The 21,870-nt window shown below is 58.9% G+C and carries 23 protein-coding genes and 2 tRNA genes; 19 read left to right on the top strand and 6 right to left on the bottom strand.

Annotated features, from left to right (window positions below):
* The first annotated feature begins 1 nt into the window (after window position 1).
* Both AC07W4_RS26550 and AC07W4_RS26545 read left to right on the top strand, forming a co-directional pair.
* Window positions 2–77: transfer RNA gene (locus tag AC07W4_RS26550), tRNA-Glu, on the top strand.
* Between the two features lie 3 nt (window positions 78–80).
* A tRNA-Gly gene (locus AC07W4_RS26545) sits at window positions 81–156 on the top strand.
* Window positions 157–214: 58 nt separating this feature from the next.
* On the opposite strand, the gene AC07W4_RS26540 is transcribed toward AC07W4_RS26545, so the two are convergent.
* Complete coding sequence (locus tag AC07W4_RS26540; protein WP_495034556.1) at window positions 215–1,084, bottom strand: AraC family transcriptional regulator; 870 nt, start codon at window positions 1,082–1,084, stop codon at window positions 215–217.
* Window positions 1,085–1,490: 406 nt separating this feature from the next.
* Between AC07W4_RS26540 and AC07W4_RS26535 the strand changes: the two genes are divergently transcribed.
* The 13 genes from AC07W4_RS26535 (at window position 1,491) to AC07W4_RS26475 (ending at window position 11,979) form a co-directional block, all read left to right on the top strand.
* Entirely contained in the window at window positions 1,491–1,697 is a 207-nt protein-coding gene (locus AC07W4_RS26535) for a Flp family type IVb pilin (RefSeq protein WP_495034555.1), read from the top strand.
* 56 nt (window positions 1,698–1,753) lie between these two features.
* Window positions 1,754–1,960, top strand: coding sequence for a Flp family type IVb pilin (locus tag AC07W4_RS26530; RefSeq protein ID WP_495034554.1), 207 nt, complete (start codon window positions 1,754–1,756; stop codon window positions 1,958–1,960).
* A gap of 56 nt (window positions 1,961–2,016) precedes the next feature.
* Entirely contained in the window at window positions 2,017–2,223 is a 207-nt protein-coding gene (locus AC07W4_RS26525; RefSeq protein ID WP_495034553.1) for a Flp family type IVb pilin, read from the top strand.
* A 26-nt stretch (window positions 2,224–2,249) separates the two neighbouring features.
* Window positions 2,250–2,768 (top strand): A24 family peptidase, encoded by a 519-nt coding sequence (locus tag AC07W4_RS26520; RefSeq protein WP_495034552.1) that lies wholly within the window; start codon window positions 2,250–2,252, stop codon window positions 2,766–2,768.
* A gap of 15 nt (window positions 2,769–2,783) precedes the next feature.
* Window positions 2,784–4,112: a DUF8689 domain-containing protein gene (locus AC07W4_RS26515; protein ID WP_495034551.1), complete on the top strand. Its 1,329-nt coding sequence runs from the start codon at window positions 2,784–2,786 to the stop codon at window positions 4,110–4,112.
* A gap of 15 nt (window positions 4,113–4,127) precedes the next feature.
* Complete coding sequence (cpaB, locus tag AC07W4_RS26510) at window positions 4,128–4,952, top strand: Flp pilus assembly protein CpaB (RefSeq protein WP_495034550.1); 825 nt, start codon at window positions 4,128–4,130, stop codon at window positions 4,950–4,952.
* 75 nt (window positions 4,953–5,027) lie between these two features.
* Window positions 5,028–6,362 (top strand): Tad domain-containing protein, encoded by a 1,335-nt coding sequence (locus AC07W4_RS26505; protein WP_495034549.1) that lies wholly within the window; start codon window positions 5,028–5,030, stop codon window positions 6,360–6,362.
* Window positions 6,363–6,370: 8 nt separating this feature from the next.
* Complete coding sequence (locus AC07W4_RS26500) at window positions 6,371–6,850, top strand: TadE/TadG family type IV pilus assembly protein (protein ID WP_495034548.1); 480 nt, start codon at window positions 6,371–6,373, stop codon at window positions 6,848–6,850.
* Window positions 6,850–7,344 (top strand): TadE/TadG family type IV pilus assembly protein, encoded by a 495-nt coding sequence (locus AC07W4_RS26495; protein ID WP_495034547.1) that lies wholly within the window; start codon window positions 6,850–6,852, stop codon window positions 7,342–7,344. Before AC07W4_RS26500 ends, AC07W4_RS26495 begins: the two co-directional genes overlap by 1 nt.
* A complete protein-coding gene (locus AC07W4_RS26490; protein ID WP_495034546.1) occupies window positions 7,338–8,558 on the top strand; it encodes an AAA family ATPase in 1,221 nt (406 codons plus the stop codon). Before AC07W4_RS26495 ends, AC07W4_RS26490 begins: the two co-directional genes overlap by 7 nt.
* Before the next feature lie 3 nt (window positions 8,559–8,561).
* Window positions 8,562–10,004 carry a TadA family conjugal transfer-associated ATPase gene (locus tag AC07W4_RS26485; protein ID WP_495034545.1) on the top strand — a complete coding sequence of 481 codons (1,443 nt, stop codon included), beginning with the start codon at window positions 8,562–8,564 and terminating at the stop codon, window positions 10,002–10,004.
* Window positions 10,001–10,987 (top strand): type II secretion system F family protein, encoded by a 987-nt coding sequence (locus AC07W4_RS26480; RefSeq protein ID WP_495034557.1) that lies wholly within the window; start codon window positions 10,001–10,003, stop codon window positions 10,985–10,987. The genes AC07W4_RS26485 and AC07W4_RS26480 overlap by 4 nt, the downstream gene beginning before the upstream one ends.
* Window positions 10,988–11,016: 29 nt before the next feature.
* Window positions 11,017–11,979: a type II secretion system F family protein gene (locus AC07W4_RS26475; RefSeq protein WP_495034544.1), complete on the top strand. Its 963-nt coding sequence runs from the start codon at window positions 11,017–11,019 to the stop codon at window positions 11,977–11,979.
* A 284-nt stretch (window positions 11,980–12,263) separates the two neighbouring features.
* On the opposite strand, the gene AC07W4_RS26470 is transcribed toward AC07W4_RS26475, so the two are convergent.
* From AC07W4_RS26470 to AC07W4_RS26450, 5 genes are all read right to left on the bottom strand, one after another.
* Window positions 12,264–12,533: a DUF3613 domain-containing protein gene (locus tag AC07W4_RS26470; protein ID WP_495034543.1), complete on the bottom strand. Its 270-nt coding sequence runs from the start codon at window positions 12,531–12,533 to the stop codon at window positions 12,264–12,266.
* Between the two features lie 18 nt (window positions 12,534–12,551).
* Window positions 12,552–13,265 carry a tetratricopeptide repeat protein gene (locus tag AC07W4_RS26465; RefSeq protein WP_495034542.1) on the bottom strand — a complete coding sequence of 238 codons (714 nt, stop codon included), beginning with the start codon at window positions 13,263–13,265 and terminating at the stop codon, window positions 12,552–12,554.
* A gap of 119 nt (window positions 13,266–13,384) precedes the next feature.
* Window positions 13,385–14,608, bottom strand: coding sequence for a type II and III secretion system protein family protein (locus AC07W4_RS26460; RefSeq protein ID WP_495034541.1), 1,224 nt, complete (start codon window positions 14,606–14,608; stop codon window positions 13,385–13,387).
* Window positions 14,609–15,226: 618 nt separating this feature from the next.
* The gene (locus AC07W4_RS26455) at window positions 15,227–15,634 is read right to left on the bottom strand and encodes a PA2817 family protein (RefSeq protein ID WP_007991629.1); all 408 of its coding nucleotides are present in this window, start codon (window positions 15,632–15,634) and stop codon (window positions 15,227–15,229) included.
* Window positions 15,635–15,708: 74 nt separating this feature from the next.
* Window positions 15,709–18,156, bottom strand: a complete 2,448-nt coding sequence (locus AC07W4_RS26450) for an acyl-CoA dehydrogenase (RefSeq protein ID WP_495034540.1) — start codon at window positions 18,154–18,156, stop codon at window positions 15,709–15,711.
* 250 nt (window positions 18,157–18,406) lie between these two features.
* Between AC07W4_RS26450 and AC07W4_RS26445 the strand changes: the two genes are divergently transcribed.
* From AC07W4_RS26445 to AC07W4_RS26430, 4 genes are all read left to right on the top strand, one after another.
* On the top strand, window positions 18,407–19,066 hold the full coding sequence (locus AC07W4_RS26445; RefSeq protein WP_495034539.1) for a transglutaminase-like domain-containing protein: 660 nt from the start codon (window positions 18,407–18,409) through the stop codon (window positions 19,064–19,066).
* 43 nt (window positions 19,067–19,109) lie between these two features.
* Window positions 19,110–19,733, top strand: coding sequence for a glutathione S-transferase family protein (locus AC07W4_RS26440; RefSeq protein WP_489385692.1), 624 nt, complete (start codon window positions 19,110–19,112; stop codon window positions 19,731–19,733).
* A gap of 132 nt (window positions 19,734–19,865) precedes the next feature.
* Window positions 19,866–20,798: an ABC transporter ATP-binding protein gene (locus AC07W4_RS26435; protein ID WP_008054108.1), complete on the top strand. Its 933-nt coding sequence runs from the start codon at window positions 19,866–19,868 to the stop codon at window positions 20,796–20,798.
* The gene (locus AC07W4_RS26430) at window positions 20,795–21,574 is read left to right on the top strand and encodes an ABC transporter permease (protein WP_008054107.1); all 780 of its coding nucleotides are present in this window, start codon (window positions 20,795–20,797) and stop codon (window positions 21,572–21,574) included. The genes AC07W4_RS26435 and AC07W4_RS26430 overlap by 4 nt, the downstream gene beginning before the upstream one ends.
* The last annotated feature ends 296 nt before the right edge of the window (window positions 21,575–21,870 follow it).

The raw sequence follows: 21,870 nt of genomic DNA, 5'->3' as shown, positions 1-21,870 counted from the left end.
TGTCCCCTTCGTCTAGTGGCCTAGGACACCGCCCTTTCACGGCGGTAACAGGGGTTCGAGTCCCCTAGGGGACGCCATTTGCGGGAATAGCTCAGTTGGTAGAGCACGACCTTGCCAAGGTCGGGGTCGCGAGTTCGAGTCTCGTTTCCCGCTCCATATTTAACGAAAACGCCGCTCATTGAGCGGCGTTTTTGTTTGCGCGTAAAAAAACGGATCAACCGCTGAGGGTTTGTACCAGGCTTTCGAGCGCTTCAGTGGTTTTCTCATCCTCTACCAATTGCGCGGCTGCAGCCGCTTTGAGTTGGCGTGCCAGGCGGTATTCGCTGGGCGTACAGTTGGCGAACTGCTTGAAGGCACGGGCGAAGTAGGAAGGATCCTTGAAGCCTGCCTCATAGCCGATGCTGGTAATCGGCATCTGGCTGTTGTCGAGCAGGTCTTTGGCGAAGTTCATGCGCTTGTCCAGGATGTAATCGGTGAAGCCAAGTCCATTGGCTTCCTTGAACAGGCGGCTGAAGCGAAATGTCGTCATGCCGCAGCGCTGCGCCAATTCCCTCTGATCGATGCTGTCTCGAAAGTGCTGTTCGATGTACAGCATGACATTGCTCAGCGCCTGGTGTTTTTGGTGTCCTGAGGTCCGCCGGATGCTGTCCGGCAGGGTCGGAGAGTGGTCGATTTGCGATGACTTGCTCTGGCCGTTGGCATTTCGGCGCAGCTCGCAGAGCTGCACCACCGCCGTCAGGTAACGCTTCTTCTCGTTGGTCGAGAGCGGGAGCACCATGTATTCCCAGACGCTGGAGCGCATGGCCCATACAGCCAGTTCCTCCGAGTGCTGCACGGTGAACATGGTGATCGGGGTGCTGGGGGTGGTGCGTTTGATCTCCAGCAACAGCCTCAAGCCTGGCGTGTCGGGGCGATCAAAATGGACGCAGATCATGTCTGCGTGCTCCCCGATGGGCAACACGGAGTTTTTCGCCAGATTGCAGTCGCAGGCATCCTCGAACTGCGCGACGAGTTCTTTCGTGGACCGATCATGAGTCAGATCGAACCACAGGAGCGATGGCCTTTTGGTCAAATTGGACGTCATGTCTCTACTCTGGGGTTCTTGGTGACTCTCCTCGCTAGTATTGCCAATGTGCTATCACTTTGCAGATTTAATCCCGATAGAAAAGACGATTTTTAGTTCTTTTCGCTCTATGGATTACCTGAGGGGTGGCCCCGGGCGACTGTTTGTTGGTGTGTCTTCGACAAACCCGGGTTGAACCGCCTGTCGCTTGTGAATTAATTACAATAGCCTTTGCGTTTCAGTGCTTGTTTACCCCTCCCCCGTTACTTCTGCAAAGGTCAATGCTCCGTATTGGCCGCCCCGCAAAAAAGTCCTAGCGATACGCAAAATCCTCCTAACGCTTATGCCTTCGCCCTGACTAGGGTTGCATCAGGCAGAGCAGAACGTACTGCCTCCGGAAAAACAACATTCGAGTGAGGTGGGCAAAATGAACATGCAAACAATCAAGGCTTCGGTAGTGAAGTTCGTCAACGACGAAGATGGTCTGACCATTGTGGAATACGCGGTGGCGGGTGGGCTTATAACCCTGGCGGTTGTCACTGCTTTTACCACCTTGGGCACCGCCATTATCGCCAAGCTCGGTAAGTTAGCTGCTTGCATGGGCTCTACCACGAGCGGGCAGACCTGCTCGTAAGTCTATTCCCAGTGAGAGATGCAGCAGAAAAAACAACATTCAGTGAGGTGGGCAAAATGATCATGCAAACAATCAAGGCTTCGGTAGTGAAATTCATCAACGACGAAGATGGCCTGACCATTGTGGAATACGCGGTGGCTGGCGGGCTAATAACCCTGGCGGTTGTCACTGCTTTTACTACCTTGGGCACCGCCATTATCGCCAAGCTCGGTAAGCTGGCTGCTTGTATGGGCTCCACCACGAGCGGGCAGACGTGCTCGTAAGTCTATTCCCAGTGAGAGGCGCAGCAAAAAAACAACATTCGAGTGAGGTGGGCAAAATGATCATGCAAGCGATCAAGGCTTCGCTAGTGAAGTTCCTCAAAGATGAAGATGGTCTGACCATTGTGGAATACGCGGTGGCGGGTGGGCTAATAACCCTGGCGGTTGTCACTGCTTTTACCACCTTGGGCACCGCCATTATCGCCCAGCTCGGTAAGCTAGCTGCTTGTATGGGCTCTACCACGAGCGGGCAGACGTGCTCGTAAGTCTATTCCCAGTGAGAGATGCAGCGATGCCTATTGAGCAGATGTTTACATCAATAGTTCTGTTAGGGCTGCTTGGTATTGCGGTGGTGAGCGACCTTCGTCGCCACCGCATCCCCAACCTGCTGGTTCTTATAGGACTTGTTTTGGGTTTGACCAGTCAGGCTTACGCCAGTGGAGTTGAGGGGCTTGGTAATGCTGCGCTGGCCATGCTGATCGGCTTTGCAGTGTTTCTACCCTTGTACGCCCTGGGCGGTATGGCCGCCGGGGACGTCAAGTTGATGGCCATGGTCGGATGTTTTTTTACACCGCATAACGCGTTGTGGACGGCGTGTTTCAGTCTGATGGCCGGTGGTTTGTGCGGTTTTTTGATCATCCTTTTTCGTGGCCAGCTGCTGCAAACCTTCGCGCGCTACTGGTTGATATTAAGGGCGCGAACCTACTTGGTTCCGGCGGCAGATGAAGTGGCCGGAAAGCCTTTCCCATACTCCGTTGCAATTTTGCTCGGAACCCTGGCCAGTGGCTATTGGCTGCAGATCGGCCCGTAGCCCAGGAGGCTAGTCATGCATGTCATCGTCGAAAGTGATGCCTACCCCAGCGATAGGGGAGCGGTGCAACGCCTGGCTCCCCAGCCCTGCACTATCCGTGAAACCGGCCTGACGGACAGTTTTCTCGGAGAGTTAGTGTGCAAGCATTTGTTTGATGCCGGCGTGCTGGACATGTCGCGGCTGGTGGAGCGCCTGGCGCTTACTGGTGCTGTACTTGAAGAGGTCCTGGCGTTTCTGCGCAAGGATGGTCGTGTCGAAGTGCTGGGCCAGGTGAGCCAAACGGGTGGGCAGTCGCTGCGTTATGGCCTGACCGAACGCGGACGCAGTGCCGCCCGCGATGCCCTGTCGCGTAGCGGTTACATAGGCGCAGCACCGTTTCCGGTGAGTACCTACCGGTCCCTGATCAAACTGCAGACCATTCACCATGGTCGCATCAACGCCAATGATATGCGCAATGCCCTTGCTGGCGTAGTGCTCACGGAGGGGATGCTCGATCAGTTGGGTGTGGCGATGAACTCCGGGCGCGCGATCATGATTTATGGCCCCGCGGGTACTGGCAAGACTTATGTCAGCAGCCGGCTGATCCGCCTGTTCGCCGAAGCAATCTGGGTCCCTCATGCCATCGTCATCAACGAGTCGGTGATCGAGATCTATGACCCGCAGGTGCATCAGCGCCTCGATGACAACGCTCAACAGAACAATCTGATGCTCAACGAAGGGATCGACCGTCGACTGCTGTGCTGCAAACGCCCGATCGTCATCACGGGCGGTGAGTTGAGCATGGAACAGCTGGACGTTCGTTATGACCCTTTCACCCGTCAATACCAGGCTGCCCTGCAGCTCAAGGCCAGCAATGGCCTGTTCATCATCGACGATATGGGGCGCCAGCGCATGGCACCCGCCGAGCTGCTCAATCGCTGGATCGTCCCGATGGAAGAGAAGCGCGACTTTCTCAATTTGGGCGGCGGTCGGCATTGCGAGTTGCCGTTCGATCTGATTCTGGTGTTCTCCACCAACCTCAATCCCCTGGAGCTGGCCGATGAGGCCTTCCTTCGCCGGATTGGCTACAAACTGCAATTCGGTTACCTGAAGCCCGAGGAGTACGAAAAGATCTGGCGTCAGGAAAGTGAGCGACTGGGCATTTCCTATGACCCGTTGCTGGTGCGTTATGTATTGCAAAGGCTTTATGCAAGTGAAGGCATGCCCCTGGTGCCCTGCCATCCCCGCGATCTCCTGAACATGGCGCTCGATCGCCAGCGTTATATCGGCGGTTCCGGACCACTGTCACCGAAAGAGTTGGAATGGGCCTGGCACAACTACTTCGTCCAGCTCGACTTTCTTTGATACGGAGATACTGACATGAGCTCTCGCACGCTTACCCTGATAGGCGCTTCCCTGGCCATGGGCCTTGGGGCGGCATGGATGGCCGACTCCTGGCTGAGCGCGCGGCTCAATGCCAGCCCGGATGATCACCTTCGAAACGTTGTGGTCGCCACGGTCGAGATTCCATTCGGGCAGATGGTCGAGGCCCAGCAGGTCACGACCGTACGCATGCCCATGGATACGATCCCGGACGATGCCTTCGATGCCAGCGAAAAAGCCGTGGGCAAGATCGCAACCTTCGACATTCTGCGGGGCGACATCATGCGCGGTGCGCGTCTGAGCGAGCACCTGGGGGGCAGCACCCTGGCCTCTTTGATTGCGCCTGACAAACGCGCCATATCGGTACGTGTGGACGATGTGGTCGGTGTCGGCGGATTCCTGTTACCGGGTAACCGGGTGGATGTACTGGCGACCAAAACCACCAATTCCGGCAGTAACAGTGCCATGTCCAGGACCATCCTCGAGAACTTGCGGGTGTTGGCGGTGGATCAGACTGCGGGTACCGACAAGACGCAACCGGTAGTGGTGCGCGCAGTGACGCTGGAGATGTCGGCTTCTGAAGCGGAAGCCCTGGTCACGGCGCAGACGGAAGGCAAGTTGCAACTGGCGCTGCGTAACCCGCTGAACCTCGAGAAGAAAACCCCGGCCGTTGCGCCAGCTACGCCTTTTGCACCTGCTGCCCCGGTCATGGCTGTGGCCACCGCCGAGGCGCCAAAACGCGTGATACCGCGCAGCAGTGGCGAGGGCGGGGGTATCACCGTTATCCGCGGGATCGAAGCCAAAGTAGTCAACATTCGCTGACAGGGCGCAACGGGTATCTGGACACCAGGGTATTGGCGGAGCCGATCCGGATCAGTATCGGCAATCGAGGGCTTGATGATGAATCTTCGTATTCGGCGGCCGTTCACTTCGACGCCAAGGCGCCAGGAAGGATCGGTGAGTGCATTGATGGTGATCGCGCTGGCGGCGATGGCCATGATGGCGGCGTTGGCCTTGGATGGCGGGCATATAATGCTGAACAAAACGCGTCTGCAGAATGCGGTGGACGCCGCCGCCCTGAGTGGCGCCAAAACCCTGAGTCAGGTAGAGGGGGGCGTCAACAGTGTCAGCGCGGCCAACGCGACGCGTACCGCCGCGTTCAATACGCTGACACAAAATGCCAATGCCACAGGCAACAACGAATTGGCCACGGCGGTCGGCGGCAACGTCGGTGCATTTGCAGTGGTGGAACTGGCAAGCAGCGTCTATGGCCCGTTCTCCTTTCCCGGGCCGACGGATGCCAAATACGTTCGGGTATCGGTAGCGAGTTATGGCCTGACGGGATTTTTCTGGAGCTTCGCCCAGTCATTGGGCGCCCTGGGGAACAAGGCGGTGGGGGCGATCGCCACCGCGGGACCCAGCCCTACCAGCCCGTGCGATCTCGCACCTTTGATGGTCTGTGGCGACCCGGCTCAATACAACCCGGGCGCCGGTATGTTCTGGGGCTTCCAGTTTGGTGATTTGAAGGTATTGAAGACGGCTTCCGGCAACAAGTCGCCCATTGGTCCAGGCAACTTTCAGTTGCTCGATTTTGGCTCGGGCGGCAATGCGGTCAGGGAGGAGATGGCCGGAGGCGGCAAGGTCTGCCGCAATGTGGGAGACAACGTCACGACCGAGCCTGGCAACAAGGTCGGCCCTGCGTCTCAAGGCCTGAATACGCGCTTCGGCATCTACAACGGCCCGGTCAGTGCCTCGGACTATCCGCCGGACCTGGTGACCACGTCCAGTAATCCCCCCATCACTGACGACGGCTCAGGCCCGAAGTACCAAGGGCAAACCATCACCTCGAACAATGGCACTCTCACGGCAGGCGGCAACCCGATACTGGACTACAACGACTGGCGTACGAGCGTTGCCGCGTGTGTGGCTGGGGGCAGTGGCTGTCAGGGCAATGGGGTGTTCGAGCGCCGGATGCTGAAAATCGTGGTGGGCAACTGCGCCGGGAAAAACAGTGGTTCAACCTCGATCCCCGTCCTCGGTTTTGGCTGTTATTTCGTGGTGCAGCCCATGGATGGCGGCGGCGGGGAAGCGGAGATCTTCGGCCAGTTCGTGAAGGAGTGCGAAGGCGACAACGTGGCCGGCCCCTCGCCATCCACCGATTCCGGCCCGCAGATCATTCAGCTCTACAAAACCTATCTCAACGGCAGCAGCACTCCGAGCACTGACTCGTAGGGGGCGTCATGAGACTTCATGGATTTGAACATCTGCAGCGCCAGCAAGGCATGGCCATGGTGGAATTCACCCTCATCCTGCCGGTGTTGCTGTTGCTGCTACTGGGCTTCGGTGAATTCGGCCGTATGTTCTATCAGTACAACTTGTTGCTGCAGGCCAGCCGCGATGCCGACCGTTTTGTCGCCAGCCAGGCCTGGGACTCGACGCTGGGGGCGGTCGCTCTGAGCGATACGTTGAAGACTCAGACGAAAAACGTTGCGGTGTATGGCGTACCTGCCAACACCGGGACCGCTGTGGTGTCAGGGTTGACGACTGGCAACGTGGTCGTTGCCGCAGTGGGCACCGACCATGTGCGGGTCACCATCACATACACGTTCTGCCCGGTGATTGGCGCTGGCAATTGCGCCGGATCGCTTCCCGGTTTTTTTGGCAATTCGATTGCACTGGGCATTCCGCTGGTTGCCACTACCGTGATGAGGGCCCTGTGATGAATAGAAAACACATGCGCGGCGCCTATATGGTGGAGTTCGCCATCGTTGGTCTGCTGGTATTCACGCTGTTGTTCGGCGTAGTGGAAATGGGCCGCCTGTACTTCACGGTCAATGCGCTGGATGAAGCCGTACGCCGTGGTACGCGCCTGGCGGCGGTGTGCAATATCAGCGATCCGGTGGTGTTGCGGCGGGCGATCTTCAATGCCGCGGGCAATGCAGGTAATAGCCAGTTGATCGGCGATCTGGCCACCACCCATCTGACGTTGACCTACCTGGACGCAGACGGTGCTCTGGTGGCCAACCCCGCTGACACTGTCAGCGCCAATGGTTTTCGTGCCATCCGCTATGTCCAGTTGAGTTTGCAAAATTTCGTATTCAAGCTGTTTATTCCCGGGTTCGGTGTGCCCTTTACGCTGCCTACATTCAGGGCAACGTTGCCACGTGAAAGCCTCGGGCGTCATTCCGATTCCGGGGAGATCACGCCATGCTGAATACCAAGGAAAATCCACTCTCTACCTCGACCGGCAAAGCCGGGCTACGGTTGCTGATCAGCAGCCGTGATGCCACGTCGTTGCGCGACCTGCAGAGCGTCTGCCAACGCATGCCCAGCCTGGAGGTCAGCACTCGCCTGGTGAGCAATGGGCATGTCGACCCGCTCTACGGCCTGGACCGGATGCCCGATCTGTTGCTATTGCGCGTCAGCCACCTGTGGCGTGAAGAGCTGTCGGCACTGTTGCAGCGCCCGGCCCATGAGCGTCCGCCGATGTTGGTGTGCGGTCTGCTGAGCGAACAGGAAAGCATGCGCCTGGCGATGCAGGCCGGCGCCCGTGACGTGCTGCCGGAGCCCGTCGCCGAGACGGAACTGGTCGCCGCCTTGAATCGGCTGGTCATGGAGGTTCGGACCGGCAGCGGGACAGAAGGGAAATTGCTCGCCGTGATCAGCGCCAAGGGAGGATCCGGCGGCACCATGCTGGCTTGCAACCTGGCTCAGCAACTCAGCATGAAGGGTGGCAGTACCCTGTTGCTGGATATGGACCTGCAATTTGGCAGCGTGACGCATTACCTGGATGTGGCGCAAACCCACAGCCATCTTGAGGTGTTGCATCAGATCGACGGCATGGACAGCGTCGCGCTACGGGGTTTTTGCAGTCACTTCAGCCCGACTTTGCATGTACTGGGTGGACGAGCCGGTGAGCTGTGTCTGACGCAGGATGCCCAGCCTGAGCAACTCGACACCCTCATGCAGTTGGCCCGCGCCAGCTATGACTGGGTAGTGATCGATCTGCCACGGCAAATCGACCACCTCACCGGCTCCGTACTGGAACAGGTGGATCGGGTGTACGTGGTGGTGCAGCAGAGCGTCAGCCATCTGCGCGATGCCAGCTCCCTGGTGCGGATTCTTCGCGAAGACCTGGGCGTGCGTGGGGATCAGTTGCAGATAGTGGTCAACCGCTATGACAAGGCGGCAGCGGTCAGCCTCAAGGATATCGGCGAGGCACTGCGCAGCACGAATCTGTCGAAATTACCCAACGACTTCAACCAGGTCAGTCAGAGCCAGAACACTGGCGTGCCGTTGGAGCTGCATGCGCCGAAAGCGGCGATCACCGCTGCACTGCGCAGCGTGGCCGATGAGCTGGTCGGCAATCAGATGGCTGGAAAAAAAGGTGTATTCAAACGCGCCTTCAACCGTTTTTTCGGGGGGTGACCCATGATCAGCGACTTTCGTAACCGCTTGCGCAAACAGTCCGGTAAACCCGCCTCGTCGCAGGCTAACCAGCCGGGTGACGACCAGCCGGATCCGGCCGAGGAAATAATGGCGTGGGAACGTGCAACGCCGGACGTTCTTTACGAAACCAAAAGTCAGGTCACCCCGGTGGAAGCCGAGTGGCGAGAAAAGATTTACCAGCAGTTGCTCAAGGTCATGGATCTGTCCTTGCTGGACTCCCTGGAACAGCCTGAGGCCGCGCGGCAGATTCGTGATATTTGCCAGCGTCTGCTCGATGAGCATTCGGCACCGGTGAGTACTTCCAGCCGCCAGTTGATCATCAAGCAGATTACCGACGAGGTGCTCGGTCTGGGGCCTCTGGAACCGCTGCTGGCCGATCACACTGTGTCCGACATTTTGGTCAACCGGCATGACTCGGTGTATGTCGAGCGCTTCGGTAAGCTGCAACGCACTGATGTGCGTTTTCGCAATGATCAGCATTTGCTGAACATCATTGACCGCATCGTCTCCAGCCTGGGTCGGCGTATCGATGAGTCTTCGCCATTGGTGGATGCGCGGCTCAAGGACGGTTCGCGGGTCAACGCGATTATTCCGCCGCTGGCCATCGACGGCCCGAGCATGTCGATCCGGCGCTTTGCGGTGGACCTGCTCAATACCGACAGCCTGATCCAGGTGGGGGCGTTGACCCCGGCCATTGCCCTGCTGCTCAAGGCGATTGTCCGTGGGCGCTTGAACGTGCTGATTTCCGGCGGTACCGGCAGCGGCAAGACCACCATGCTCAATGTCCTGTCCAGTTTCATTCCGCACAACGAGCGGATCGTCACCATCGAGGATTCGGCTGAACTGCAACTGCAGCAGCCCCATGTGGTGCGCCTGGAAACCCGGCCTTCGAATATCGAGGGGCGCGGCGAGGTGAGCCAGCGGGAGTTGGTGCGCAACAGCCTGCGGATGCGGCCGGACCGCATCGTGATCGGCGAAGTGCGCGGCGCCGAGGCGCTGGACATGCTGACGGCGATGAACACCGGTCACGACGGCTCGCTGACCACGATCCACGCCAACACCGCGCGCGATGCATTGGGGCGAATCGAGAACATGGTGTCGATGACCGGGGCGACCTTTCCGATCAAGGCCATGCGCCAACAGATCGCTTCGGCCATCGGAGTGGTCATCCAGCTGGAACGCCAGGAGGACGGCAAGCGCCGCCTGGTCAGCGTGCAGGAGATCAATGGTATGGAGGGCGAGATCATCACCATGACCGAAATCTTCTCCTTCGTGCGCCACGGCATGGGCGAAAACGGCGAAGTACTCGGTGATTTTCGGCCCAGCGGCATGATCCCCGCCTTCCGCGATGTGCTGGCCAAGCGCGGTATCGAGTTGCCGCTTGCGATGTTCAGGCCTGAGTGGATGGAGGCACGGCAATCATGAGCCAGGTTCCTGGTGAATTCATTCTGATGTTCCTCGGCATGGTGTTTATTGCCGTCTTCCTCCTGTCCCAGGGCGTGGCGGTGCCGGTATTCGGCGAGGCCGGCAAGATGCGCAAGCGTATTCGTGGCCGCTTGCATGTACTGGAGAAAGCCAACAATCAGTCCAGTATGCAGACCGTGTTGCGACAGAAATACCTGACGCGTTTGTCGCCATTGGAGGCCAGGCTTGAGCAGCTGCCTTTTATGGAGGCATTGACGCAAATGATTGAGCAGTCCGGGCACGAATACCGAGTCTATCGGGTATTGCTGCTCGGGCTGGTGCTGGGAGTCTGGGCGGGTATCTTGATCTGGATGGTTTGGTCAGTCTGGTGGATGGCGCTGCTGGTAGGTTTCGCGGTCTTCTGGTTACCCATACTGAAAATCTCTCGCGACCGTGGCAAGCGTTTCGCTGCGTTCGAGGAAGGCCTGCCGGATGCGCTGGACGCGATGTGTCGCGCTTTGCGCGCCGGACACCCCTTCAACGAAACCCTGCGCCTGGTGGCCGAGGAGCACAAGGGGCCGGTCGCTCATGAGTTCGGCCTGACGTTCGCCGATATCAACTATGGCAACGATGTGCGCCGGGCCATGCTCGGTCTGCTGGAGAGGATGCCAAGCATGACGGTGATGATGCTGGTGACCTCGCTCCTTATCCATCGCGAGACCGGCGGTAATCTGACCGAGGTACTGGAGCGTCTGAGTCTGCTGATCCGCGGGCGCTTCCGCTTTCAGCGCAAGGTCAAAACCCTGTCGGCCGAAGGGCGGATGTCGGCCTGGATACTGGTGGCCATTCCCTTCGTACTGGCGGCTGTAATTTTGTTGATTACCCCTAAGTACATGCCATTGCTGCTCAATGATCCGATAGGCCATAAGCTGATATTTTGGGCTTTTGGTGCCATGTTGGTCGGTATTTTCTGGATTCGCAAAATTATCCGGATTCAGGTTTAAGCGGTATTAGCTACCGGGAGGTACAGGCCATGGATTTTTTACTCGGGTTATTCAGTCGGGTCACGGGGAACGAGGAGATGGCGCGCCTGTTGTTCCTTGGCGCGATTGGTTTGAGTACGGTACTTGCGGTGGGTGCCGTGATCCTGCTGCTGATGGGGCTTCAGGATCCCGTGCAGCGTCGTCTGGCGCTGATCAAGCGTGGTCATTTAGGCAACGCGAACGGGCAGGAAGCTCCGGGTAACCTGCAACTGTTGCTGGAGCGGGTCGGCCAGCGCTTTGCCTCGGCCGAGTCGGCTCAAACATCCGCCACCCAGACCCTGTTAATGCATGCGGGGTACCGCTCCTCGTCGGCGGTGCAGATGTACTGGGCAGTGCGCTTGATGTTACCGCTGTTATTGATCGGTATTACGTTGCTGCTGTTGCCGATGATTCCCAAGGTTTCCCTGATCATGGGGCTGCTGTTGGTGGGCTTGGTGGCGGGTATCGGATGGTTGGTGCCGGCGCTGTATGTCGCCAAGCGCAAACAGAAGCGACAAGGCCGGCTGCGCGCCGCGTTTCCGGATGCGCTGGATCTGATGGTGGTGTGCGTGGAGTCGGGCCTGGCCTTGCCCGCGACCATCGAACGGGTGGCTGAGGAGATGTCGGTCAGTCAGGTCGATCTGGCTGAAGAACTGGCCCTGGTCAATGCACAAATCCGCGCGGGTATTTCCAGTACCGCGGCGCTCAAGCAACTGGCTGTGCGCACTGGGCTGGATGACGTACAAGGTCTGGTCAGCCTGTTGGCGCAGAGTATCCGTTTTGGTACCAGCGTGGCCGACACCTTGCGCATCTATGCCGAAGAGTTCCGTGACCGGCGTACGCAGGCCGCCGAAGAGATGGGGGCGAAAATCGGTACCAAGCTGATATTTCCACTGATTTTCTGTCTTTGGCCGAGCTTCTTTCTGGTCGCTATCGGCCCCGCATTGATTGGGGTACTCAAAGCATTCGGGTGAGGTAAAACAGCCGGAGGCTGTCGAGCGCGATGGCCTCACCACCCGAGCGGGATCTGCACTTGATCTACACATCTCCCGTAGGAGCTGCCGCAGGCTGCGATCTTTTGATTTTTCTGGCCCAGGCCTTAATTCAGAAGATCGCAGCCTGCGGCAGCTTCGGGGGTAATTCGGTAAAGATTGGATAATGTGTAGAGACCACTGCTTTCCTGCACATGACATCAAGCCCGGCTTTGCAGCCAGGCTACTCTGGACTCCCCCAGAGGCTGATCACCCAGCGATATGCCTCAGTTGCCGATGGTCATTTCTCCCGCTGCATCCTGGTCATAAAATTCCGGAATCGGGTAGTTGAAGCTGTTCAGCCAGCGCTGCATGGCCAAGTCGCGTTCGGCGGCCGAAGCCGTTTGCAGGTGAGGGGAGGCAACTACACCGCGAATCTGCAGTTGCAGCCACTGTTCAGTGCCTTGTTGGTACGGCGAAGAGGGGCCCGGCTCAATGGCCCAGGCAGTGGTTGAGAGGCAAGCCGTGCACAGGATCAACAGCCGTTTGGTATTCATCTCGACTCCTCGTACGTTCTACTTGTTCGCACTGGTAGAGGCATCGGCTACCTCGGTTTTGCGATTGCCATCGGTAGCCACCACTTTATTGGCGGAGGCCTTGAGTTTTTCCGCGCGGGTTTGAGCCTCTACGACTTGCTTGGGGCTCAAGTCGGCGCGGGTCACGAGTTCGGCGGCCGCCTTCCAGTTATTCTGGTAGATCAGCAGCGTCACCATATTGAGTGCCGCCAGTGTGTTTGCCTGCTTGAGCTCCATGGCGGTCATGAACTCAAAGCGTGCTTCAGGGATCCGTCGCTGATTGAGGTAGACGACCCCCAGGTCATTTCGCATCCTGTCGTCGGTGGGGGCCATCTTCACCGCACGCTCAAGGTGAGTGGCAGCGCTGGCGTTATCATTTCTGGCGGCGGCCAACTGGCCCAGGCCATGTTCCCCTTCAGCCGCCAGACAGGTACCGAGCAAGCTTTCGTACAACGGCTGCGCGTCGCCGCTACGCCCCATCAGGCGAAGCACCCGAGCCTTGCGCAGGCGAACCTGGACCACGCTATCGGGCAAACCTTCCAGATTCGCCAGGCTGGCATACAAACGGCCTTCTTCGGCCATGTTATCTGCCAGGTTCAGGGACAGTTCTTGCTCCGAACCGGGCTTGGCACAGCTGGCCGGTCGCGAAGACAGGCCATTGCTGGCACAACCTGCGAGCATTAATGTCGCCGCTATCGCAATGACTGCTTTCATCGAATGTCCCCTGGCCACAACACGTTGAGCGCCTGGCCAATGGCAATATAGCTGGCCCGGAAAGCGTTCAAAGCCACCGTTACGAGTGAGGGCGAGGTCAGTCCGGTTCAGGCTTCGGTTCATTGCGAGAGCCCGCTGAGACTGTCGAAGTCGCCATTTTCCAGGAAAAACATGCGGTAGAAGTTCGGGTCGTAATTGCGCAGCTGCTCGCCAGGCAACGATGGTAGTTGTGCATTGGCAGCCAGTGGCTGGACCAGGTGCGGGGTGACGATCATCAGCAGTTCGCGCTCTTCACGGTTGATGGTGTTGTCGCGGAAAAACGCGCCCAGAACCGGGATATCTCCCAGCCCCGGAAACTTGTTCACCTGGGAATCGTTGTGGGAGCTGATCAGGCCGCTGATGACGAAGCTTTCGCCGTCGGCCAGGGAGATGCTGGTATCGGTACGGCGCACGGTCAGGGCCGGGACTACCGTGCCGGCAATGCTCACTGCGTTGGTGAAGTCCAGTTCACTGACTTCCGGCGCCACCTTCAGCGCGATACGGTTTTTCCCGACGATGGTCGGCGTCAGGGTCAGGCGGATACCGAATTCCTTGTACTCGATGAACACGTTATCGCTGCCTGAACTGGGCACCGGAATCGGTATTTCACCGCCGGCCAGGAAGCTCGCACTTTGCCCGCTGAGCGCTACCAGGCTTGGCCGCGCCAGGGTATAGGCGAAACCGCTGCCCTCCAGCGCGTTGAGTGCCACCAGAGTACTGCCGGTAGCAAACGTGAGGTTGAACTGGTCGTTTCTCACCGGTACCGACGGCGTGACAATGCCGCCAATGGTGGGCAAGGTTCTCGGCGAGCCGAACAGCCAGTTGCCCCGGACGCCGAAAATCGAGGCGGAGGCTTCCTTGAGCTTGGTTCGGCTGACTTCAACGAAGCGGATATCGGTCTGCACCTGGCTCGGCAGCAGCGGGTCGTCGGAAGGCACCGAGGGCGCGCTGGTCAGCGCCGACGTGGCCTTGCCCTTGACGAACACCATGCTTTGGCGCGGCGTTTTCGAACAGGCGGTCCAGACCATCAGGCTGGTGGTCCCCGGCGCAATGCCCGTGAGTATGAACGCGCTGCTGCCGCTGGGTTGCACGTCGGCAATTTTCGGGTCACCCACCGCCAGTTGCGTTACCGGAACGGGGCTGCGCAATTCATTCTGCAGTCCCTGACCGACCTCGTACGTTGTCGGCCAATTGTCCAATTGCGGGCAATTGGCCGGCGCGGCCTGAGCCGCTTCCACGCCGAGGCCCATCCAGAACAGGCCATGGATAATTCGCTTGAAAGCGGGCACTGGACGAAAGTTCATTAAGTACATCCTCACTGGATAGGCCGACTTTAGGCTGACAGAGTAGTCTCGGATCACTTCACGGGGATCGGACTATCCCCCCCAATGCGCCAGACCACTCATCCATGGCCCAGGCGTTATTCCTTGCGTGCTACACACCAGCGGGCGAAATTCGCTGAACTGGCTGGATAGCGAGCGACCTTTGTTGAAACGGTTTTTAGTGATCCGGTGCCCCGGACTGCCGGCAAGAGCGATACTCGCGGCCATGGACGGCGCTGTCCGCTGTCCTGATTCCCCCTGAAAGTAATCGGCTATGCAGGTACAGAGCCGGAAAACACCTGCCAGGATCATGGTGAGGTAACTCCTTTTGCCAGTCCGCTATCTGATCACTGAAGCTAACGTGGAAACTCGAGCCGTTATGACTTCTTGTAGTTTGAAGGTAGTTCAATCAAACCAAAGTGCCATGAATTTAAAGAAAACCCTTGGTGCAAAGTCAGGATTCAAGCAGGCGGGCGAGGGGGGGCGGGCAAGGTCGTGGCACAGTGCGGTTGCCTGAAACCGGCGGGTTGCGCTGAAGGCCATAAACAAAAAAGGCCCGCATACTCAAGCATGCGGGCCTTTGGCATCACGGATTGAAGATCAGTGCTTGCTGTCCTGGTTCGACAGCGCCAGCAGCTGCTTTTCCTGGTTCCAGTCGAAAGGTTCGTCGTTCTGTTCGGCTTCGAAGCGGCGCTCTTCCAGTGCCTGGTACAGGTCGATTTCTTCATCGGACAAGTAGTGCAGGCAATCACCGGCGAAATACCACAGCAGATCCCGTGGAATCAGGTGAGCGATTTGCGGATAACGGGAAATGACTTGAGTCAGGATGTCCTGGCCCAGGTATTGGCTTTCGATCGGATCGATCGGCAGTGACGCCAGCAGTTCGTCGAAGCGCTCAAGGAACAAGGCATGGCTTTCTTCGGGAACCTGCTCGGCCTCACCTACGGCGACCAGGATGCTGCGCAGGTGGTCGAGTAAAACGAGATGATCGGCAACGATGTTGGACACGAGATAAGTCCTCAAGAGCAAAACGGGCGCGGGAGTATAAAGCGCCCGCGCCCGTTTTTACATGCTTGAAAGGATCAGCGGACTTTTCCCTTGGCCAGTGCCAAAGCCTTTTGGTCAAAGTCGTCGACATCGATCACCTTGCGCCGGGCCGCTTCGGCTTCACGCAGGGTTTGGGCTTCCACCGGCTGCAATACACCCGCCTCGAGTGCGGCATCGATCACCGATTCGCCAGCTACCGGTTTGACCTGGCCACTCTTGAGTGCCACATGCAACTTCTTCTGCAACGGCTGTGCGGCGCTCAACAGATTGCAGGCGTGTTGCAATGTACCGACCGGATCGTCGCTCGCTTGCGGGCGGTAGCACCCCAGGAGCACTTCCTCCAGTGCCGGGTCGCCCTTGGCGCGGCCAATCACCCCGGCGACTTCGGCGCCGAGTTTGTCCGATGGCCCTTTGTGCCGACGACCGAACGGGAACACGATCACTCGCAACAGACAGCCCACGACCTTGTTCGGGAAGTTGCTCAGCAGTTCATCCATGGCCCGTTCCGCCTGGCCCAGGCTTTCTTCCATGGCCCAGGTCAGCAGTGGTGTCATGTACTGCGGTGAGTCGAGGTCGTTGTAGCGCTTGAGTGCGGCCGAGGCCAGGTAAAGGTTGCCCAGTACGTCGCCTAGCCGTGCAGACAGGCGTTCGCGGCGTTTCAGTGCGCCGCCCAGCAACATCATGCTGAGGTCGGCGAGCAGGGCGAATGCAGCGGCCTGACGGTTGAGGGCGCGGAAAAAACCTTGGCTGAGTTTGTCGCCCGGGGTGTGTTCCAGGTGCCCGAAACCGAGATTGAGCACCAGCGTACTGGCGGCGTTGCCCACGGTAAAACCGATGTGCTTGAGCAGCAGGTCATCGAACTCTCTGAGCGCCTGATCCTTGTCTTCACGGCCGGCGAGGGCCATTTCCTTGAGCACGAAGGGATGGCAGCGAATCGCGCCCTGGCCGAAGATCATCAGGTTGCGCGAGAGAATGTTCGCGCCTTCGACGGTGATGAAAATAGGCGCGCAGTTCCATTTGCGGCCGAGGTAATTGTTCGGCCCCATGATGATCGCCTTGCCGCCGTGCACATCCATGGCATCGCTGATGCAGTCGCGGGCGCGCTCGGTAAGGTGGTACTTGAGAATTGCCGACAGCACCGACGGTTTCTCGCCCAGATCGACCGCATTGGCGGTCAGCATGCGGGCGGCGTCCATCATCCAGGCGTTGCCGCCAATGCGGGCCATGGCTTCCTGGATGCCTTCGAACGCGGCAATCGGCACATTGAACTGCTCGCGAACCTGAGCGTATTGGCCCGTGACCAGGCTGGTGAACTTGGCCATGCCGGTACCCACCGCCGGCAGGGAAATCGAACGCCCGACCGACAGGCAATTCATCAGCATCATCCAGCCCTTGCCGAGCATCTCCTGGCCGCCGATGAGGAACTCCAGCGGGATGAACACGTCCTTGCCCGAGTTCGGGCCATTCATGAAAGCCGCGCCCAAGGGCAGGTGCCGACGGCCGATCTCGACACCGGCGATGTCGGTTGGAACCAGTGCCAGGCTGATGCCCAGGTCTTCCTTGTCGCCCAGCAGGTGATCCGGATCGTAGGCCTTGAAAGCCAGGCCGAGGAGGGTGGCCACCGGACCGAGGGTGATGTAGCGTTTTTCCCAATTCAGGCGCAGGCCGAGGACTTCCTGGCCCTCCCATTCACCTTTGCAGATTACCCCGGAGTCCGGCATGCCGCCGGCGTCGGAGCCGGCCAGTGGACCGGTCAGGGCAAAGCACGGGATGTCGTCGCCGCGCGCCAGGCGAGGCAGGTAATGATTGCGTTGTTCGTCGGTGCCGTAGTGCAGCAACAGTTCGGCCGGGCCGAGGGAGTTGGGGACCATCACGGTGGAGGCGAGGTCGCCGCTGTGGCTCGCCAGTTTCATCGCCACTTGCGAGTGGGCATAGGCGGAGAAGCCCTTGCCGCCAAACTCCTTGGGGATGATCAGGGCGAAGAAGCCGTTGTCCTTGATGAAGGTCCAGGCTTGCGGCGGCAGGTCCATGGTTTGACCGAGCTGCCATTCACTGACCATGGCGCAGAGCTCATCGGTCGGCCCGTCGATGAAAGCCTGTTCCTCTTCATTCAATTGCGCCTTGGGATAGGACAGCAGTTTGCTCCAGTCCGGACGGCCACTGAACAGTTCACCGTCCCACCAGACCGTGCCGGCGTCGATGGCATCGCGTTCGGTTTGCGACATCGGCGGCAGGGTTTTCTGGAACCAGTTGAACATCGGCGCGCTGAACAATTTGCGGCGCAGGTCGGGCAGCAGCAAGGGGGCTGCGACGGCGGCGATCAACACCCAGAAAACCAGCAACAACCAGCCCGGCGCGCGACTGAAAGCGCCCATGGCCACGAGATAGATGGCCACGATGACCAAGGCGGGCAGTGGGGCAATGCGGCGGTGGGCCAAATAAGCAATTGCGACCAACAGAACCAGTATCCACAACAGCAGCATATTCATTCCTCCGTGAAACCAGGGCGAACCAGCCCACAGAGCTTAGACGGCATCCGCGAAACAGGCTGGTTGGAACGATGTGATTGGAATCGTGGGAAACCCCGGATGATTTTCGTGCGACAAATGGGCCACACACGTGGGGGAAAGCATTCATCGAGCGAGCGGCAAAGCGCCCATGTTTGGCCGAAACGTCGTTATCTCTGTGCTGAAGCTCTCGCTAGACTCGGGGCTTCCCTTGGAGATTATTCTCATGCACGAGTACCTGAGTCCCGGCCGCTTCATCGATAGTGACCATCCGTCCGTGGTGGAGTTCGCCGAAAAGCACCGCGGCGTCAGTCGCGATCCGCTGGAGCAGGCGATCAGTCTCTATTACGCCGTGCGCGAAGCGGTGCGCTACAACCCGTACACATTCAGTCGCGATCCCCAGACCCTGCGCGGCAGTCATGCGCTGGCGGCCGGGGAGAGTTACTGCGTGCCCAAGGCTACGCTGCTGGCAGCTGCAGCGCGGCATTGCGCGATTCCCGCGCGGATCGGCCTGGCGGATGTGCGCAATCACCTGTCGACGCCACGGCTGCTTGAACTGCTCAAGAGCGACATGTTCGCCATGCACGGCTACACCGAATTTTACTTGCAGGATCGATGGGTCAAGGCGACGCCAGCGTTCAACCGCAAACTCTGCGACCTGTTCAATGTGGCGCCGCTGGAATTCGACGGGATCAGCGACAGTGTTTTTCATCCCTTCAACCGCGATGGCGCGAAGCTGATGGAGTACCTCGTCGATCACGGCCAGTTCGCCGACGTACCTGAAGCGTTCTTTTTCGAACACCTGGAAAAATGCTATCCGCACCTGTTCGGTGAGCAACAGCAACCGCTGTTGGGCGACATGCAGAGCGATTTGAGTCGCGCCTGATCCGGCGTATGCTGCCTGCCCACTTACCGAAAAAGAGGCGGTCATGCTGAAGATCTGGGGTCGGAAAAACTCGTCGAATGTCAGAAAACCATTGTGGGCCGCCGAAGAACTGGGGCTGGCCTATGAGGCGATCGACGCCGGTGGTGCCTTTGGTGTCGTCGATACGCCCGAATACCGCGCCATGAATCCCAATGGTCGCGTGCCTGTCATTGAAGACGACGGTTTTGTGTTGTGGGAGTCCAACGCCATCGTGCGTTATCTGATGGCCTTGCATGCCGACGGCACGGCCTGGTACCCGAATAATCCAAAGGCCCGCGCCACAGCGGACAAGTGGATGGACTGGACCACCTCAAGCTTTGCCGGCCCGTTCCGTACTGTGTTCTGGGGCGTGCTGCGTACCCCGGCAGACCAGCAGGACTGGCCCGCGATCAAGGCGGCGATCAAGGAATGCGACACGCTGCTGGCGATGGCCGATCAGGCGTTGGCGAACAAGCCCTACCTGTCCGGGGACGAGATCGGCATGGGCGATATTCCCTTGGGCAGTTTCATTTATGCCTGGTTCGAGATGCCGATCGAGCGTGCGCCACAGCCGCATCTGCAGGCCTGGTACGCGCGGTTGAAACAGCGTCCGGCGTATCAAAAGGCGGTCATGACCGCGTTGACTTAATACTCACTATCGACACGCTTGACTGTACTTGTGTGGCGGCGACAAGCACCATTGTGCCAAGTTGTTGCGGTTGTATTGTTCGCCGCCGCCCATACTTATCCCTTTCTTCCCTTCTTGGTGCGTAAATCAGATATGAGTTCCGCTCTGTCCATCCGGCAGCTAACCAAAACCTACGGCAACGGTTTCCAGGCCCTGAGTGGTATCGATCTGGATGTTGCCGAAGGTGACTTCTTCGCCTTGCTCGGCCCGAACGGCGCCGGCAAATCCACGACCATCGGCATTCTCTCGACCCTGGTGAACAAGACCAGCGGCACGGTGAACATCTTCGGTCACGACCTGGACAGGAATCCTGCGCAGCTCAAGCGCTCCATCGGCGTGGTGCCCCAGGAATTCAACTTCAACCAGTTCGAAAAGACCTTCGACATCGTCGTGACCCAGGCCGGCTACTACGGCATCCCGGCGAAAATCGCCAAGGAACGCGCCGAACAGTACCTGACCCAGCTCGGCCTGTGGGACAAGAAGGACGTGCCGTCGCGCTCGCTGTCCGGCGGCATGAAGCGTCGCCTGATGATCGCCCGCGCGCTGGTTCATGAACCGCGCCTGCTGATTCTCGACGAACCGACCGCCGGGGTGGACATCGAACTGCGTCGTTCGATGTGGAGCTTCCTCACCGAGCTGAACCAGAAAGGCATCACCATCATCCTCACCACCCACTACCTGGAAGAGGCTGAGCAGTTGTGCCGCAACATCGGCATCATCGACCACGGCACCATCGTCGAGAACACCAGCATGAAGCAGTTGCTCAGCCAATTGCATGTGGAAACGTTCCTGCTGGATATGAAGAACACGTTGCAAGTGGCGCCGCAGTTGCTCGGCTACCCGTCCCGGCTGATCGACAGCCACACCCTGGAAGTCCAGGTGGACAAGTCCATGGGCATCACCGCGCTGTTCACCCAGTTGGCACAGCAGAACATCGAAGTGTTGAGCCTGCGTAACAAAACCAATCGCCTCGAGGAGTTGTTCGTGTCCCTGGTGGAGAAAAATCTGTCGAAGGTGGCGGTATGAGTTCCGAGCTGCGCCCCAACCTCGTAGCCCTCAACACCATCGTTTACCGTGAAGTCCGGCGTTTCACCCGGATCTGGCCGCAGACTTTGCTGCCACCGGCCATCACCATGGTCCTGTACTTCGTGATCTTCGGTAATCTGATCGGTCGGCAGATCGGCGACATGGGTGGCTTCACTTACATGGAGTACATCGTGCCGGGGCTGATCATGATGTCGGTGATCACCAACTCCTATGGCAACGTGGTGTCGAGTTTCTTCGGCAGCAAGTTCCAGCGGTCCATTGAAGAACTGATGGTCTCGCCGCTGTCGCCGCACACCATCCTGATCGGCTACACCCTGGGCGGTGTACTGCGCGGGTTGATGGTGGGGATCATCGTGACCCTGCTGTCGCTGTTCTTCACCCACTTGCAGGTGCATCACCTGGGCGTGACCATTCTGGTGGTGGTGCTGACCGCGACGATCTTCTCGTTGCTGGGCTTCATCAACGCCGTGTTTGCGCGCAATTTCGATGACATTTCGATCATTCCGACTTTCGTGCTGACGCCTCTGACCTACCTGGGCGGGGTCTTCTACTCGATCACCTTGCTGCCGCCGTTCTGGCAGACCGTGTCCCTGGCCAACCCGGTATTGCACATGGTCAACGCGTTCCGCTACGGCATCCTTGGCGTTTCGGATATCCGCATCAGCGTGGCCATCGCCTTCATGCTGGTCGCGACCGTGGTGCTGTATCTCGGTAGTGCAAGGTTGCTGGTCAGCGGGCGCGGGATGCGCACCTGAGAAATACCGAGTCGTCTGTTTCGTCGGAACGCCGCCCGGAGCAAGCCCGCTCCCACACTGGATCTATATAGCACTGAAGATCTCTGTGGGAGCGAGCTTGCTCGCGATGGCGTCAGCCCAGACACCGCATAAAAAACGGCCTCCCAAGTGGCTAATGCCAGTCAGTCAAGCGGTAGTGCGATCTGTAGCAGCTGCCGAGCCCGCGAGGCTGCGTTCGGCTGCGAAGCAGTCGTAAAATCAGTCGTTGCGGTACGTCAGGCAGGCCGCGTCAGCTGGACTCACGACTGCTTCGCAGC

This window comes from Pseudomonas sp. GW821-FHT02A08 (genome assembly GCF_059422045.1).
Note: the sequence above shows the minus strand (reverse complement) of the source record. Positions and strands in the feature narration are given on the sequence as shown.